Raw genomic sequence first — 16,612 nt, forward strand, 5'->3', positions numbered from 1 at the left:
TCGGGAGCCGCCCGTGCAAAAAAGACACGACACCATGAAAAACAACCATAAACCCATCGCCCGCTTCATCCACCGGGATAGGCTTCGCAGCTCCCGGCTGGGCGACACACGATATTACGAACGAACGACACTGTTTACCTACCTGTCCCGCTATTTCGCAACGGACGCCATCTGCCGCGTATTTTCCCGTTACGGCCTGCTGGCAGACTTGGAGTATGAACAGGACGGATTATACGGCATTGCTTTCCCCTTTCAGGACGACAAGACACGGCAACTGCTCTCGATGCAGTACGACCCCGCAACCGGCAGACAGACCGGCGAGCAACCGATCGGCCAACGGCTGATGAAAGGATACGATCTGCAATCCGCACCGGCATTATGCGGTACGCACTTGTTGCCCGAATATCCCGGCAAGCCCGTCGGAATCCTGCGTGACCTGCGCGACATCCTGATAATGACCCTTGCCGATGATACACGGCTCTGGCTGGCAACCGGCAACAGCAATCGGAACGGATATAGTCTAACCGACCCTGCCATCATGGAGGTACTACGCGGACGATCCATAACGCTCTATCCTGCCTCCGGTCTCTATGACGCCAGTATGCCGATTGCCCACCGCATGCAGGAACAGGGTATCGACACTACGATAAGCAATGCGGCGGAACAACTGACAACCGGTATGACATCGGACGCCCAACTTACGATTGCCGATTTCGTTCTCCAACAGATCGAGGAAGAACAATTCTACGCCTCTTATCCCTTTGCAGCGGATAATCCCGGCTCCGGAATGGCTCCGTACTCCTTTTGTAATTTACAGGAACAGAACGAACCGGCAACTCCGATGCCCCAAGTGCCGGACGTGCCGGAGAGTTTGTTCCCCGTTAATGGAAATCCGACCGAATAACAAGGGAGTAAAATCTGAACAACCCGGAATTATGAAATACACTCTGCTTATTCCTCGCTTTCGAAGCGGGGATCATCCAACGGAGGGAAAAACTCCGCAGGAGAACATCCGAGGTCCTTAGCGATCAGATAGAGTTGATGAACGGTATACTTGGTAGTGAACCGGTCGCTTTCGACCTGCCCCACAAAGCTGGCAGAGCGACCGATGGTAAAGGCGATTGCCCGCTGGGAAACGCCTTGCTCCAAGCGCTTTTCGCGCACACGGGCGATCACATATTTGTCAAGCTCCGATTTCATACCTATTATTCTTTGCAAAAGAACCGATTTTGCTTAATTTTGCGCTCACTATTAGCGAGCAACAACAAATAAAACAGTAGAAACCAGAAACATTCGAACAAATATCATGAAGAAAATTTCATTATTACTGACAGCTCTCTTTTCGCTGGGACTGTCGCAGGGCTATGCGCAGGCGCTCAAGACCGTGCGCACGTATTACGACCTGTTCAGCACCAGACCTTACGAGGTCTACACCGTAAACGCCCGAACCGGGCAGAAGCACGGCACCTACAACCTCTACATGGAGGACGGCACACTGGGTATCACCATGACCTATGCGAACGGAGCCCTCAACGGCCTCTACCGCCAATACGGTTTTGCCGACGGCTCGGCCGCCGACCAAAGCAAGCCCCGCATCGAGGCCAACTACCTCAACGACAAGTTGCACGGATACTATATGGAGTACATGATCCTCAATGGCCAGCGCAAGCCCCGCATCGAGCGGACGTACGACAAGGGCATCATCATCGAGGAGACGACTTGACACGAATCGACCGGTGCAAAGGAAGAGTACAGTTGCATGAACGGCGTCAATCGTTCGTGGTACGAGAATGGCAAGCCATATCGCGAATGTCAGGTCGTAAAGGGATTGCCTAACGGCAAATTCGTCGAGTATCACCCCGACGGGAGTATTGCGGAGATAAGCTATTACAAAAACGGCGAGTTGAACGGCAAGCTGGAAAAATACTATGAAAACGGGCAACTCCGCACCATACAGCACTTCACAGATAGAAAACTCACAGGCGAAATGGTCGGCTATCACCCCGACGGCAGGCTGGCCGAAAAATACACGTTCGAGATACCGGGAGAGGTCGCAACCTGCGTACTTTATTTTGCCAACGGCAACAAGCGCTCGGAGACCACCCGCACGGGAGACAACGAATTCCTGACCATCCGCTACGACAGCATCACGGCCTCGAAAACGGCGGAACTGATACAGAACTGGCACGAAGCCTCCTCCTATTCCGACGAAGGTACGGAAGTGAAAATATACCGCGCCGACGGCACGCTGCACAAGTCATGGACGCGTAACGGATCGAAGAAATACCGCGCCTGCACCTATAACGAAAAAGGAGAGCTGGAATCGCTGTACGACTATGACGGCACGCTGGTTTACGTATTCCCCGGCACGGAGATCGTCTCGCAACGGATAAAACCCGCCGACTACAAAGGACACTATCCCTACGAATGTTATGACCGCGAGGGAAACGTAATCGAAAAGGGGAAAATGGACAGCGATGACAATAAACTTACCGTAACGAAGTACGAAAACGGCAGATCCGTCTACGAACGGGCGGATAACGGAAATGAATATTGGATATATCCCAACGGCAACCGCAAGGCCTATGCATCGGCAGACAGATCCTATATCGTCATGTACGACGAACAGGAACGGTGGATCGGCTGCCGGTCGAAGGAGGGGTACAACTGTGTCTACCGTTATCCCAATTCGTCCGTGAAAGCCAAAGGAGAGGAAGATGCAGCGGGTAACCGCATCGGAAAATGGTATCTCTATTCCGAGACCGGCCGCCTATCCGTCGAGGAAAACGGCGTTGTCCGCAAGCCTACCAAAGAGGAGAAAACGAGCCACGAAAGTTATTTGCATGAGTTGGTCGATGCTAAACGCTGACTGAAAGACCTCTTTCGGTCAATACCGTCGCAATCTTCGGACTGCGGCGGTTTTTTGATTTTACACCCGAATAATGAACTAATCTATGGAACGAACAATGCATCGACTAACCATCCATATCACGGATAACGACAAATTCGATAACCTCGTCGAACTGGACGGACTGCAACCCTATGCCGAAGCGCTGCACAATGCGATAGGGAACAGAGATATTTCACTCTACCGGAATAACCGTCTGCTATTCATTGCAAAAGAGAACCACCCGTTGGATTTCGGAACGATTTACCGCATTTGCGGTGCCATACAAATCCTGTTCGGAGATGGGTTGGTATGGGACATTGTCGAAGATGCCGACGAGCAGGCCGACGCCTTGTTATTGCTGAATTACAAGCAATAACGAAATAGCCGAGGCTGATAAGGGCCCGCATCGGGACCACGATCCACAACCGGAAAGCCAGATTATTACGGAATCGAACAGACTATTGCGAAGACGACATCTTGTGACAATAACTCACATAAAACCAACCTATTCTGCATGCGACAAAGTGGTATATCGTAGCCCCGAAGCGGGCCCGACTTCGGGCCCTGACAAAGAAAAAGTCCTCAGAAGTTATTAGCTTCTAAGGACTTTCTTGGTGGAAAATTGCCGTCCGGCATTGCTCACGCGCCATTTCAGCGCACGCTGTCCGGCGACTTTCCGGCAGCATCCGCTGCCTCAGTTGAGGTCTGAAGCGGACGCCATAAATTTGAATCGAATTTTACCGATTTTAATTTTATTTTATCTGTATTTCAATATTTTACAGCTGTTTTTCATCAACTGCGAGGTCTGGAAGTTTTCGAAAATTCGGCCGGTGCCGTACAAATGCCGTACAAATTTCCTATCTTTGTCCCGAAGATAAAACCCAACCGTATGGCTACTTTCTCCTACCGTATCCGCACAACCCGCAAGGGAATTCTGACCAAGGTACTCATCCGATTCAACGTCGATCGGCACACCTCGTTCTATGCCGATACCCAGTATCTGGTGCTCTCCGACGCCTGGGACGATAAAAAGCAGACGGTCAAGAGCCGCTTTACCTTTACCGACGACTTCACCGAGCAGCAGGGGCGCGAGCTGACCAAGAATCTCTCCGAACTGCGCAGCCACATCCTCGGAGAGATTGCCAAGGATCCCGAGCACGCAATGACGAAGACGCGGCTGGAGAAGATCATCTACAGCTTCCACCACCCGCGCAGCCTCACCACCGGGCGTCGCGTCCGCACCCGCGAATCGCTCGGTGACTACATCGCCCGCTTCACGCGCGAGATGGAGGAGGGCACCCGGCTGAACATCCACAAACTCCGATACGGCCCCTCGACCATCAAGAACTACAAGGGATTCGTCGTGCAGTTCGACGAGTACTGCAAAGCCAAACGCAAGCAGTTCGACTTTGCCGACATTGACCTGAAGTTCTACGATGACTTCGTCGCCTGGTTCACCGCCAAGAACTACTCCGTCAATACGATCGGCCGCCACGTCAAGGAGCTGAAGATCATCATGCGCGCGGCCCGCGAGGAGGGCCTGCACGACAACGGGGCGATCGAGAGCCGCAAGTTCCGCGTGCTGACGGCCGACGTGGAGAACATCTACCTGACGGAGTCGGAGATCCGGGCCATCGCCGCGCTCGACCTCTCGAAAAATCGGCACAAGGATGTTGCCCGCGACATCTTTCTGGTGGGGTGCTACACGGCACAGCGCTTCAGCGACTACTCGACCATCAACGAAGGCAACATCCGCACACTGGAGAACGGACAGCAGGTCATCGACCTCAAGCAGCAGAAGACCGGCAACCACGTCGTCATTCCGGTCCGCCCCGAGCTGCAGGCCATCCTGGAGAAGTACGACAACCGGCTGCCGAGAACCTACGAGCAGAAGGTGAACTACCTCATCAAGGAGATTGCGCGCGAGGCAGGCATCACGGAGAAAGTCGAGGTCTCCTACATCGAGAATGGCGAAAAGAAGAGCCGGCTGGTCGAGAAGTGCGACCTGGTGAAGACCCACACGGCACGGCGCAGCGGCGCGACGAACATGTATCTGGCGGGAATCCCGACCATCGCCATCATGAAGGTTACGGGCCACAAGACCGAACGGGAGTTTATGAAGTACATCAAGATCACCGAGGAGCAGACCGCCCTGGAGCTGATGAGCCACCCCTATTTTTCGGGGGCAAGCAACACAACACGATAATCTGAAAGAGTGTTGTCCGGGAATTTTTTTAACTTTGTTCAAACAGACTGATGCAATGAAAGACGATACGCAGGAATTAACGCTGTTCGACAACTACGATTTTATAGAAAAAATCGAATCTCTGATGGCCGACTGTGAATCGGCCGAGGTGGAGTTCAAATCCGCCAGGGGAGGGTTTCCGGGCAGCTTGTGGGAGACCTACTCCGCTTTCGCCAATACGCAAGGTGGAGTCATCGTATTGGGCGTCAAGGAGAAGGACGGGAAATTCACACTTGACGGCATCACACTGGAGCAGGCGCGCAAATACAAAAAGGAGTTTTGGGACAACGTAAACAACAAGGCTCATTGCAGCGCAAACGTCCTGCAGGAGAAAGACGTGCAGGATGGCGAATACAACGGGAGCTATGTCCTGGTATTCAATGTGCCACGAGCTCCCCGCAACAAGATTCCCGTATATCTGCATAACAACCCCGAGAATACATTCAAGCGGAATTACGAAGGAGACTATCGGTGCGATGCAAGCGAAATACAACGCATGTTCGCCGACGCCGATATCACGGAACATCCCCGTGATTACAAAATTCTGCCCGAATTTACCATCGAGCAGGATATTGACAAGGCAACTCTTGAGCAATACCGCCGGCTGGTCGCAACCAAAAGCCCCGATCATCCGTGGCTGCTGCTGGACGACAAACATTTCCTGATGAAATTGAAAGGTTACCGGATCGATCGGCGAGAAAAGATCGAGGGACTGACACTTGCCGGTCTGCTGATGTTCGGAAAAACAGACAGCATCACCGACGCCTACGGATGTCCGCAATACTTTCCCGATTACCGCGAATATTTCAGTTCCAATCCCGACGACCGCTGGACAGACCGCATCTGCCCGGACGGCACCTGGGAGGCGAATCTGTTCCAATTCTACTACCGGGTCTATCCCAAGCTGGCCGCATCCCTGCCCAAGCCTTTCGCCCTGAAGGACGGTATCAGAGAGGACGAAACACCGACACATACGGCTCTACGCGAAGCGTTTATCAATGCATTGGTCCATTGCGACTATTCGGTTGACTCAAACATTACGATCGAGCTACACAAGGATTGTTACATATTCTCCAATCCAGGTTCCCTGCTGCTCTCCATTGCCCAATATTATCAGGGAGGCAACAGCGTATGCCGCAACAAGGCCCTGCAAACGATGTTCATGCTGATCGGTTCAGCGGAAAAGGCCGGAAGCGGTGCCGACAAGATCATGCAAGGTTGGAAAAAGGCAAATTACCGCAACCCGCGAATCGAGGAGATCACTCACCCCGACAAAGTCGTATTGACATTGCCCCTTGTCAGTTTGTTGTCCGATGAGGTCATCTCCTATCTGAAATCCCTGTTCGGTGAGGAGATAACGTCCATAGAACACAACAAGTTGATGACCCTGGCGACCTGTTGCAGCGAGGGCGAGATCACCAACTACCGGATGCAATTGGTATTGGACAAGCACAGTGCCGATATCACAAAGTTGCTCAAAGAGTTATGCAACGACCGATACCTTATTCCCGAGGGAATCGGCCGCGGCACGCACTACAGAATCAATAAAAAATTCCGGGAGGGGGGACTCCCCGGGAATGTTGCTAGTAATGTTGCTAGTAATGTTGCTAGTAATGTTGCTAGCTCTCCAGATAAGGAAAGGCGCAGAAGATTATCATCCAGCGAATTACACACAGCCATCCTGCAGGCATGTGTTGATTTTGAATCGCTGGAAACCATTGCAAACAAAATAGGGAAGAGTCTACGATACCTGAAAAACAGAGCCATACCCATCATGGTTGCCGAAGGGTTGTTGGAACGTGAATATCCCAATATGCCGAAACATCCCCATCAGCGATACCGTGCAAAAAAGAGATAACCAGCCATGCCGCGCCGTCGAAAAATAACGATCCAGGCCTCCGAACTGGAGAGCTTCGAGACGCTCGTCCGGGAGCTGCACCAGCGGCCGGAGTTTGCCGGATTCGATCCGTCGAGCCTGCACGTCTGGGCTTACGAACGGTATGAGCCGAAGCTGAAGGATGCCGACGCAATCCTGCGCCGCTTCGACTATTGGCTGGGCGTGCACAAGGGCGAGCGCTATCTGATGGCAAACGGCAGCCGGCTCTTCAACAAAAAGGAGCTTGCCGAGGCGCTGGGCGTCGCACGTCCGACACTCGACCGGTGGATTACGAACGGATGGCTGGAGCCGTGCCGCGTTCAGATCTCAAGCAGCGGTGACACCCTCTTTGCAGCCAACGCCGTTCGGGAGGTACTAATAACGTTTTCCGATGAATAATTCGTCAAACAAAGATCAACACTATGCATTGGATTCTTCCGGAAACATTAGACACATAAAAGATGCTAATCCAAGCAATGACGAATTTTTTTGTCTTTTTTGCCATCGTCAAATGATTGCAAAGCAGGGGAAAATACGGCAATGGCACTTTGCGCACAAGGCTCTTTCTCCTAACTGCAGCTATGAAAGTTACTTACATTCATTGGCAAAACTTTTAATCCTACAAAAACTCAGAAGTGAACAACCTTTCGGAGTCGAAATTAAAGTTCCTTTCACTTGTAGAAATAAAGAGACCTGCATATGGTACGAAGATTCATTTGATGAATCTTGCAACTGGACTGGATACAAAAATTATGATTTAAAAAAATTCTATAACACATTTGAAGTTGAAGCCTTCTACGATAACTTTCGTGCAGACATTCTCCTTTCAAATTCCATTAAAAAGTATACACCGGTCTTTATCGAAATATATGTTTCACATCCTTGCGAACATCAAAAGATTGACTCAGGAAATAAAATCATAGAACTAAAGATCAACTCGGAAGATGATATAAAATCAATCATCAATAGCCCCATCATCACAGAAGACGGAGATCTTATCAGATTATATAATTTCAAACCGAAAGGAGACTTTACCGGTCCACCTCAACATCCCAAGCAATTGGTGAAGTTTTCAGTTTTTGAAAGCTATAAAATGTATTGTGGGAATACGGACTGTCAGACATTCTCATGTCACAGAAACAAAGCTATCTTCGAGTTAACCTCCGACTTTCATCCCGACTTTCTCCCAGAATATTCTCTATATGATTATGGAATCGTAGAACTATACGATTTGGATCCTAACCTCAAAGTATGCAACCTCTGCCGCTATTATAGACCCCGAGACATATTATTCGACGATCTGTTCGACATAAGAATCGATAAACGTCCAATTTTTTGCTGCTTATACAAAAAACTCGGGACTGATAAATATCGAGACCCATCAGATGCACGCACTTGCACTGCATTCCGGAAAATAGATGGAAAAACAATGGCAGAGATTAGACAAGAATATAAAATGGTAAAAACAATTATTTGGAAGAAACCAAATGATTAGAAGGCCTATTTTGCATCGGGTGGAATCCGATTACACGGCAGTGCCAACCGAAGCAAACGAATGCCAAAGCCCGGAAACGGGCGGTGGCATGTCCTCGGTGTGGCACCGGTTGGCATCGGTTGGCGCTGATTTGTAACGCCATTCGCCGTTTTTGGAAGGGGCTCGGAAAGCCTTTCTTTGCGTCATCAACCAAATTCGAATCGTTATGACCAAAGAAATCTTTCTGAGCGGCATGACCGCCGACCAACTCTCGGAGATGATTCGCGAATCGCTGCGCGACGAGTTGCGGCAGCTCCATCCCGAACCCTCCGCCGAGACGCCGAACTATCTGACCCGCCGCGAGACGGCCCGCCGCCTGCGCATCTCGCTCGTGACGCTCAACGACTGGGTGAACCGCGGCCGGATCCGCGCCCACAAGATCGGCGGGCGCGTGCTCTTCCGCGACAGCGATGTCGAAGCGGCACTGCACCGGATTGTCCCCATCAAAAGCCGATAGCCATGAAGACGCCCTCAGATTGCATCGGCATCCGGGAGTATCTCCTCCGCCGGGGACTGCAGCCCCACCGCGAAACCGCCACCCACGGCATGTTTCTCTCGCCGCTGCGCAAGGAGCGCACCCCCAGTTTCAGCGTCCGCTACGACAAGGGGCTCTGGTACGACTTCGGGCTGGGTGAAGGGGGCACGCTCCTCCAGCTGGTCATGCGCCTCGAAGGGTGCGGCATGGCAGAAGCCATCCGGCGCCTGCGCAAAGGGGCCGCGAACGAAGCCTCCTACCAGCCCTTGCCGACCGCCTCGCCGCGCAAAGACTCCCCAATGCAGATTCTCGGCGTCGGGGAAATTCGCCACCCGGCATTGATCGGCTATCTGCGCGAACGCGGCATCGACCCCACCGTGGCCGGAGCGCTGTGCCGCGAGATACACTACGCCGTCGGCGAGCGGAGCTTCTTCGCCATCGGCTTCCGCAACGATGCCGGAGGCTGGGAGCTGCGCAGCCCGCAGTTCAAGGGGAGCAGCGCCCCGAAAAACATCACGACCTTCGACCGGCACGGCGACACGGCGCTGCTCTTCGAGGGTTTCTTCGACCTGCTCTCCTACCTGACACTGCAACATGAGCCGGAGCCGGCCGTCGACACCGCCGTGCTCAACTCCGTGGTGAACCTACCCCGCGCCCTTCCGTTTCTCGCACGCCACGCGACAATCCACGCCTTCCTCGATAACGACGAGGCGGGACACCTCACCCTCGAACGACTGCGCAACGCCCTGCCCGGTGCGACCGTCATCGACCGTGCGGAGAGCTACCGCACCCACAAGGATCTGAATGAATCACTCCGACCCTCTGCAAAGGTTTCCCGCACGCCGCGTCGTCGCGGCCGCAAGTTGTAACGTCGCCCGGAATGACGCCGGAACCGTCGCCCACCCATCGGCCGCTTCGCGACCGCGGCTTTTCCCCCGAGGAAAAAGCCATAGCCTATTAGGGCTTTTTCCGACGCATCGGCCCGCCGACGCTGAAAAAGCCCCAATAGGCCAAAGGGTCAAGCCCCTCTGGACACCCCCTGTCGTGCTGCGCACGCCGACCGCCGAGGCGGTCTCCTCTTCAACCACACAACCCTCCGAAAAACGACCGTACCATGGGATATGCCGTCCTGCATCTTGACAAAGCCCCGGGCAACGAGGCGGCCATGACCGCCCACATCGCCCGCACGAAGATACCCACCAACGCCTCGCCCGAACGCACCTGCCTCAACGAGGAGCTCATCGAGTTTCCCGAGGAGGTGGCCGACCGCACGGCGGCAATCAACTACCGCCTCGAACACGCCGGCCTTACGCGCAAGATCGGCACGAACCAGGTGCGCGTGATCCGCGTCATGCTGACCGGTTCGCACGACGCGATGAAGCGCATCGAGGAGGAGGGGCGGCTTCCGGAGTGGTGCGCCGACAACCTCGCCTGGCTGCGCGAGACCTTCGGAGCGGAGAATGTCGTCTCGGCCGTCGTACACCGCGACGAATCGACCCCGCATATCCACGCCGCCGTGGTGCCCATCGTCAAGGGCGAACGCCGCAAGGCCCGCACCGCCGCATCCAAAACACCCGGCAAACGGCACTACCGCCCGAAATCCGCCGCCCGACCGCGTCTCTGCGCCGATGATGTCATGTCGCGCGTCCGGCTCAAGCAGTATCAGGACAGCTATGCCGCGGCGATGTCCAAATACGGGCTGGAGCGCGGCATCGACGGTTCGGAGGCGCGTCACGTCACCACGCAGGAGTTCTACCGCCAGGCCATCGCCCAGCAGCAGGATCTGCAGGAGAACATCGACGCGCTGCTCCGTCTCGAAGAGCAGAAGCGGAAGGCCGTCGAGCAGCTCAAACAACAGGAGCGGCAGGTGCGCACCGAGTATGAACAGACCGCCACGCTCCAGGCGCAGAAGAGCGCCGAACTGAACCGCACCGAGGCCGAGCTGAAGAGTGTGAAGGGCGAGCTGAAGGGTGCCAGGTTGAAAAACGCCGCGGCGGAGGTCGGATCGAACATCGTCGAGGGGATCGGGGCGATGATCGGCACCTCGCGTGTCAAGCGGCAGCAGCAGGAGATCGACCGCCTCAACGCGGAGAACGCCGCCCTGCACGAACAGATCGGGACGCTGAACCGCGCCAACCGCGAGGAGAAGGCCCGGCATGAGCAGGCCGAACAGCAGCTGCAGGCGAAGCTCGACCGCATCGAACACTGGCTGCCCGACACGCAGACGCTCATCAGCTGGGGCGAATACTGCCGCGACATGGGTCTCTCGGAGTCGGGCGCCCGCGAGATTATCGCCATGAAACCTCTCTACGTCTCGGGCGAACTCTATACCCGAGAGTATTCGCGCCGCTTCGACGTCTCGAATACCGAGATCCGCCTGCAACGCGACCCAAACGGTCCCGGAGGCTTCCAGCTGCTCATCGACCGCCAGCCCGCACACGCCTGGTTCCGCCAACGGTATGTGGAGCTCATGACCCGCCTGGGCTACCCCGTCCGCCCCGAACGCCCCGTCATCCGACGACATACCATCAAGCGGTAACTTCACAGCCATCAAACCATCCGATTCACAGAATCGAGGGACGAATAAATCCCCTCGATTCTGTTTTTATTGAGGTGAAATGATTACTTTTGTTAGAGTATATATAATCTTGCACGATGAGCACATTCGCCCAACTTCTGAATAAATTCCGCCAGGACGCCTTTTCCGAGCGCGACAAAGGATACCGTTTCGAACGCCTCATGCAGGCCTATCTGAAAACCACGACCTTGTATGCCAACCTCTTCGAGGAGGTGTGGCTCTGGACGGAGTTTCCCTTCCACGACCAGTTCGGCGGCAAGGACACCGGCATCGACCTTGTGGCCCGTACCGTCGAGGGCGAGTATTGGGCCATCCAGTGCAAATGCTATGCGGCGAATGCCTTCATCAACAAGCCCGACGTGGATACGTTCCTCTCAACCTCGGGCAAACGCTTCGAGACCGAATCCGGCATGACGGGATTCGTGCAGCGGCTGTGGATCTCGACGACGAACAAATGGAACTCCACGGCCGAGCAGACCATCCGCAATCAGAATCCGCCGGTAACCCGTCTGAACCTTATCGACCTCGAAAACGACGATGTCGACTGGAACAGCCTCGAACAGGGCATCTTCGGCATGGCCTCCCGGTCCAAACCCTTTGCCATACGGGAGCACCAGCAGCAGGCCATCGACCAGACCCACGCCTATTTCAAGATTGACGAAGCCACCGGCCAACCCGCCCATACGCGCGGCAAGCTCATCATGGCCTGCGGCACGGGCAAAACCTTCACCTCGCTGCGAATCGCCGAGAACGAAACCGGAGGCCGCGGTCTGGTGCTGTTCCTCGTACCCTCGATTGCCCTGTTGGGACAAACCCTGCGGTCGTGGCTGCAACAGGCTCTGGAGCCGATGATGGCCGTCTGCATCTGCTCCGACCCGCAGGTCTCGAAACAGACCGAAAAGAACGACAACGACACGACAAGTGTCGTCGACCTGGCACTTCCGGCCTCGACCGACGTCCCCTCCATCGTCAAGCAACTGCAACACGCCCGCCGACACAATGCCGAGGGACTGACCGTCGTCTTCTCGACCTACCAGTCCATCGACGTCATTTCGCGGGCCCAGCAGCAGCTGCTCAAGGAGACCGACGACGCCTTCGGCACGTTCGACCTCATCATCTGCGACGAGGCGCACCGCACCACGGGCGTTACGCTCAAGGACGAGACCGAGAGCGCCTTTGTCCGGGTCCACAACAACGACTTCCTGCGCGCCGTGCGCCGTATCTACATGACCGCCACGCCACGCCTCTATACCGACGAGACGAAGAAACGCGCCGAGGAGAACTCCGCCGTCCTCTGCTCGATGGACGACCGCTCGATGTACGGCGACGAAATCTACCGCATAGGCTTCGGCGAGGCCGTCAAACAGGAGCTGCTCTCCGACTACAAGGTCCTCATCCTCGCCGTGGGCGAAAAGGACATTACCCCCACGCTGCAAAAGGCCCTGACCCGCGAGGACGGAACCATCGACGCGGATGACCCCTCGAAACTCATCGGCTGCATCAACGCCCTCTCGAAAAAGGTGCTCGGTGCCGACGAGGAGTTCGTCAAGGGCTCCGACCCGCTGCCGATGCGCCGCGCCGTGGCCTTCTGTTCGAGCATCAAGGCATCCAAGGCAATCGCCAATGCCTTCACCGACTACAAGGACCTCTACATGGAGGATATCCGCGAGGAGGACCGCGCCACGATGGTCGATGTCGTTGCCCACCACGTCGACGGCTCGATGTCGGCTACCAAACGCGACGAGGAGCTGATGTGGCTCAAGGAGCAACCCGAAAACGAACGCGAATGCCGTATGCTGACCAACGCCCGCTGCCTTTCGGAGGGTGTCGATGTCCCGTCGCTCGACGCCGTGGTCTTCATTTCGCCGAAGAACTCGCAGGTCGATGTCGTGCAGTCGGTCGGTCGCGTCATGCGCCGCAGCGAGGGCAAGAAATACGGATATATCATCATTCCGGTCGTGGTTCCGGCCGATGCCGAGGGCGACAAGGTGCTCGAAAACCACCCCAACTTCAAGGTGGTCTGGACCGTGCTGAACGCCTTGCGGGCCCACGACGACCGCTTTAATGCCGAGGTCAACAAGATCGAGCTGTCGAAAAAGAAGCCCAAAAACATCCTCTTCGGCGGAGTCGGGGCCTCGCGCAAGGACGAAGACCAGCACAGCGACGGCGACAGCAAGCCCCGCGCCGAGAGTGCCGCCGAGCAGCTCGCCACCCAGCTCTCGATGAGCTTCAACGACCTGCAGAACGTCTTCTACGCCAAGCTGGTGACCAAGGTCGGCACCAAACGCTACTGGGAACTCTGGGCCAGGGACATCGCCCAGATTGCCGAACAGCACATCGAGCGCATCAAGGCCCTCATCGCCGACAACGGCAAGCACCGCCGGGCCTTCGACCAGCTCATGCGCGGTCTGCGCCGCAACATCAACCCCGGGCTCTCCGAGCAGGACGCCATCGAGATGCTCTCGCAGCACATCATCTCGCGACCGGTGTTCGAGGCCCTCTTCGAGAACTACCAGTTTGCCGCCAGCAACCCCATCTCGCGCTCGATGCAGAAGATGCTCGACCTGCTCGACGACGAGACCAAAACCGAGGAGGAGCACCAGAAACTCCAGAAGTTCTACGACTATGTCCGCGACACGGTCGGCAATATCCACGAGGCTGAAGGCCGCCAACGCATCATCGTCGAGCTGTACGACAAGTTCTTCAAGGTGGCCTCGCCCCGCACGGTCGAGAAACTGGGCATCGTCTACACACCGGTCGAGGTGGTCGACTTCATCATCCGCTCGGTGGGTTACATCCTCCAGCGGGAGTTCGGACGGTCGCTCTCCGACGAGAATGTCCACATCCTCGACCCCTTCACCGGAACGGGCACCTTCATCACGCGCCTGCTCCAGAGCGGGCTCATCTCGCGCGAGGCGTTGGAGCGCAAATACGGCCGGGAAATCCATGCCAACGAAATCGTACTGATGGCCTACTACATCGCCTCGGTCAATATCGAAAATGTCTTCCACGACCTGATGGGCCCCGACAAGGAGTATCACCCCTTCGAAGGCATCTGCCTGACCGACACCTTCCAGCTGGGCGAGGACTTGGAAAACGACAACGAGAGCCGCGCAGCATTGGAGGAAGTCTTCCCGCAAAACTCGCAGCGGGTCAAAAAGCAGCGCAAAAAGCCCATCACCGTCATCGTCGGCAACCCGCCCTATTCCATCGGGCAAAAGTCAGCCAACGACAATGCACAGAACGAATCTTATCCCACGCTCGAAAGCCGAATTGAACATACCTATGTCGCCCAATCGGAAGCCGCCCTCAACAAATCGGCCTACGACAGTTATATCAAGGCTTTCCGCTGGGCTTCGGACCGACTTAACGAAAAGGAGGGCGGTGTCATCGGCTTTGTCACCAACGGGGCATGGCTCGATGCCAACGGGCTCGACGGCATGCGCAAATGCCTCGAACGCGAATTTTCGGCCATCTATGTCTTCAATCTGCGTGGTAATCAGCGCACCAGCGGAGAATTGTCGCGCAAAGAGGGCGGCAAAATCTTCGGTTCGGGCTCCCGTACCCCGATTGCCATTACGATTCTGGTAAAGAAACCGAAGGCATCCGACGACGCGGCCTGCATCTACTACCACGACATCGGCGACTACCTCTCGCGCGAGGAAAAACTGCGTATCATCCGCAATATGGGCGATATCAGCAACCCGCTGATGCAATGGGTCACCATTACCCCCAACGAACATGGCGACTGGCTCAACAAGCGCAGCGAACAGTTCAAACTCTACACCCCGCTGGAGCCCGAAAAGAAATTCAAGAAAGGGAATAAATCCTTCTTTGAAGGATATTCATTAGGACCAGTATCTGCTCGCGATAGTTGGGTTTATAATTTCTCTTTAGAAAAATTAAAAGTAAATATTTGCAAAACGATCTCTCACTATGAGGAACAGCGAATTTTATTACTAAACAAAAAAATATCAGAACCCGAACGTAACCCTTTGTTAGGATCTTGGTCCAGAGACTGGTTAAATCAAATTAAAAAGAATAAAGTTATTGTTGAGAATCCGCAACAATACCGAATATCAGCATATCGCCCATTTACTCGAACTAACAATTACTTTGATGATGATTTAAATCAAGAAAGATATCAAATACCAAAAATTTTTCCAACAAAAAATCATAACAATATAGTAATATGCGTCTCTGGAATAGGTTCTAATAAAGATTTTTCTTCTATTATAACAGATTGTATTCCTGACTACCAATTACAATTCAACGGGCAATGTTTCCCGCTCTATTGGTATGATGACAGCACGGCGGATATTGCCGACCTCTTCTCGGCCCCGCAGAGCGAGATGGACCGCTACGTCCGCCGCGACGGCGTGACCGACTGGATCCTCTCCACGGCCCGCAAGCAGTACGGTAGCCGCGTAACCAAGGAGGACATCTTCTATTATGTCTACGGCATCCTCCACGCCCCGGACTACCGCACGACCTTCGCCGCCGACCTCAAGAAGTCGCTGCCCCGACTGCCGCTGGTCGAGTCGCCCGACGACTTCTGGGCCTTCAGCCGTGCCGGCCGCAGCCTGGCCGAACTCCACCTCGGATACGAGCGTGTGGAGCCCTACGCCGGATGCCGCACCATATACTCGCCGCTGACGAACCGCGGCGACGAGATCAGCTACCTCATAGATGATAAGATGCGCTTCGGCAAGTTGGACAGCAAGACGGCCGACAAGCGCATAATCCATTACAATGCGGGCATCACGATTGAGAACATTCCGCTGGAGGCCTACGACTACGTGGTGAACGGCAAGTCGGCGATCGAGTGGGTGATGGAGCGCTATGCGGTGAAGAAGGACCCGGCGAGTCTCATCACCAACGACCCCAACGACTGGTGCCGGGAGCACGACGACCCGAAATACATCTACAACCTGCTGCTGCGCATCATCACCGTCTCGCTCGAAACGATGAAGATCGTCCGCTCACTCCCGAAACTCAAACTGGAAGAATAAAA

General features: G+C 54.9%; 13 protein-coding genes. 12 read left to right on the plus strand and 1 reads right to left on the minus strand.

What is annotated here, in order from left to right; translation table 11 throughout:
* The first annotated feature begins 34 nt into the window (after positions 1-34).
* Entirely contained in the window at positions 35-904 is an 870-nt protein-coding gene (locus FMF02_RS05450) for a DUF6371 domain-containing protein (protein ID WP_141412419.1), read from the plus strand.
* Between the two features lie 47 nt (positions 905-951).
* Here FMF02_RS05450 and FMF02_RS05455 read toward each other — a convergent pair whose 3' ends face one another.
* Positions 952-1,200 carry a helix-turn-helix domain-containing protein gene (locus tag FMF02_RS05455; protein ID WP_141412420.1) on the minus strand — a complete coding sequence of 83 codons (249 nt, stop codon included), beginning with the start codon at positions 1,198-1,200 and terminating at the stop codon, positions 952-954.
* 106 nt (positions 1,201-1,306) lie between these two features.
* Between FMF02_RS05455 and FMF02_RS05460 the strand changes: the two genes are divergently transcribed.
* The 11 genes from FMF02_RS05460 (at position 1,307) to FMF02_RS05510 (ending at position 16,610) form a co-directional block, all read left to right on the plus strand.
* Positions 1,307-1,723, plus strand: coding sequence for a toxin-antitoxin system YwqK family antitoxin (locus FMF02_RS05460; protein WP_141412421.1), 417 nt, complete (start codon positions 1,307-1,309; stop codon positions 1,721-1,723).
* Between the two features lie 36 nt (positions 1,724-1,759).
* The gene (locus FMF02_RS05465) at positions 1,760-2,869 is read left to right on the plus strand and encodes a toxin-antitoxin system YwqK family antitoxin (RefSeq protein WP_141412422.1); all 1,110 of its coding nucleotides are present in this window, start codon (positions 1,760-1,762) and stop codon (positions 2,867-2,869) included.
* An 85-nt stretch (positions 2,870-2,954) separates the two neighbouring features.
* Positions 2,955-3,266, plus strand: a complete 312-nt coding sequence (locus tag FMF02_RS05470; protein ID WP_141412423.1) for a hypothetical protein — start codon at positions 2,955-2,957, stop codon at positions 3,264-3,266.
* Positions 3,267-3,779: 513 nt separating this feature from the next.
* Positions 3,780-5,096, plus strand: a complete 1,317-nt coding sequence (locus FMF02_RS05475) for a site-specific integrase (RefSeq protein ID WP_141412424.1) — start codon at positions 3,780-3,782, stop codon at positions 5,094-5,096.
* Positions 5,097-5,151: 55 nt separating this feature from the next.
* Positions 5,152-6,993, plus strand: coding sequence for an RNA/DNA-binding domain-containing protein (locus FMF02_RS05480; RefSeq protein ID WP_141412425.1), 1,842 nt, complete (start codon positions 5,152-5,154; stop codon positions 6,991-6,993).
* 6 nt (positions 6,994-6,999) lie between these two features.
* Positions 7,000-7,410 carry a MerR family transcriptional regulator gene (locus FMF02_RS05485; RefSeq protein ID WP_141412426.1) on the plus strand — a complete coding sequence of 137 codons (411 nt, stop codon included), beginning with the start codon at positions 7,000-7,002 and terminating at the stop codon, positions 7,408-7,410.
* On the plus strand, positions 7,403-8,506 hold the full coding sequence (locus FMF02_RS05490) for a competence protein CoiA family protein (protein WP_141412427.1): 1,104 nt from the start codon (positions 7,403-7,405) through the stop codon (positions 8,504-8,506). Before FMF02_RS05485 ends, FMF02_RS05490 begins: the two co-directional genes overlap by 8 nt.
* Positions 8,507-8,711: 205 nt before the next feature.
* The gene (locus FMF02_RS05495) at positions 8,712-9,002 is read left to right on the plus strand and encodes a helix-turn-helix domain-containing protein (RefSeq protein WP_010262055.1); all 291 of its coding nucleotides are present in this window, start codon (positions 8,712-8,714) and stop codon (positions 9,000-9,002) included.
* 2 nt (positions 9,003-9,004) lie between these two features.
* Positions 9,005-9,889: a DUF8464 domain-containing protein gene (locus FMF02_RS05500; protein ID WP_179952786.1), complete on the plus strand. Its 885-nt coding sequence runs from the start codon at positions 9,005-9,007 to the stop codon at positions 9,887-9,889.
* Positions 9,890-10,134: 245 nt separating this feature from the next.
* The gene (mobV, locus tag FMF02_RS05505; RefSeq protein ID WP_141412428.1) at positions 10,135-11,559 is read left to right on the plus strand and encodes a MobV family relaxase; all 1,425 of its coding nucleotides are present in this window, start codon (positions 10,135-10,137) and stop codon (positions 11,557-11,559) included.
* A gap of 116 nt (positions 11,560-11,675) precedes the next feature.
* Complete coding sequence (locus tag FMF02_RS05510; RefSeq protein ID WP_141412429.1) at positions 11,676-16,610, plus strand: DEAD/DEAH box helicase; 4,935 nt, start codon at positions 11,676-11,678, stop codon at positions 16,608-16,610.
* Positions 16,611-16,612 lie beyond the last annotated feature (2 nt).

The sequence above is a fragment of the Alistipes communis genome (genome assembly GCF_006542665.1).
GTDB classification, from domain to species: domain Bacteria; phylum Bacteroidota; class Bacteroidia; order Bacteroidales; family Rikenellaceae; genus Alistipes; species Alistipes communis.

What these genes read in the sequence shown, in the direction of transcription:
- FMF02_RS05465 (WP_141412422.1), top strand. Translation starts at nt 1,760, where the DNA reads ATGAACGGCGTCAATCGTTCGTGGTACGAGAATGGCAAGCCATATCGC.
- FMF02_RS05475 (WP_141412424.1), top strand. Translation starts at nt 3,780, where the DNA reads ATGGCTACTTTCTCCTACCGTATCCGCACAACCCGCAAGGGAATTCTG.
- FMF02_RS05495 (WP_010262055.1), top strand. Translation starts at nt 8,712, where the DNA reads ATGACCAAAGAAATCTTTCTGAGCGGCATGACCGCCGACCAACTCTCG.
- FMF02_RS05470 (WP_141412423.1), top strand. Translation starts at nt 2,955, where the DNA reads ATGGAACGAACAATGCATCGACTAACCATCCATATCACGGATAACGAC.
- FMF02_RS05490 (WP_141412427.1), top strand. Translation starts at nt 7,403, where the DNA reads ATGAATAATTCGTCAAACAAAGATCAACACTATGCATTGGATTCTTCC.
- FMF02_RS05485 (WP_141412426.1), top strand. Translation starts at nt 7,000, where the DNA reads ATGCCGCGCCGTCGAAAAATAACGATCCAGGCCTCCGAACTGGAGAGC.
- FMF02_RS05510 (WP_141412429.1), top strand. Translation starts at nt 11,676, where the DNA reads ATGAGCACATTCGCCCAACTTCTGAATAAATTCCGCCAGGACGCCTTT.
- FMF02_RS05480 (WP_141412425.1), top strand. Translation starts at nt 5,152, where the DNA reads ATGAAAGACGATACGCAGGAATTAACGCTGTTCGACAACTACGATTTT.
- FMF02_RS05455 (WP_141412420.1), bottom strand. Translation starts at nt 1,200, where the DNA reads ATGAAATCGGAGCTTGACAAATATGTGATCGCCCGTGTGCGCGAAAAG.
- FMF02_RS05500 (WP_179952786.1), top strand. Translation starts at nt 9,005, where the DNA reads ATGAAGACGCCCTCAGATTGCATCGGCATCCGGGAGTATCTCCTCCGC.
- FMF02_RS05460 (WP_141412421.1), top strand. Translation starts at nt 1,307, where the DNA reads ATGAAGAAAATTTCATTATTACTGACAGCTCTCTTTTCGCTGGGACTG.
- mobV (WP_141412428.1), top strand. Translation starts at nt 10,135, where the DNA reads ATGGGATATGCCGTCCTGCATCTTGACAAAGCCCCGGGCAACGAGGCG.
- FMF02_RS05450 (WP_141412419.1), top strand. Translation starts at nt 35, where the DNA reads ATGAAAAACAACCATAAACCCATCGCCCGCTTCATCCACCGGGATAGG.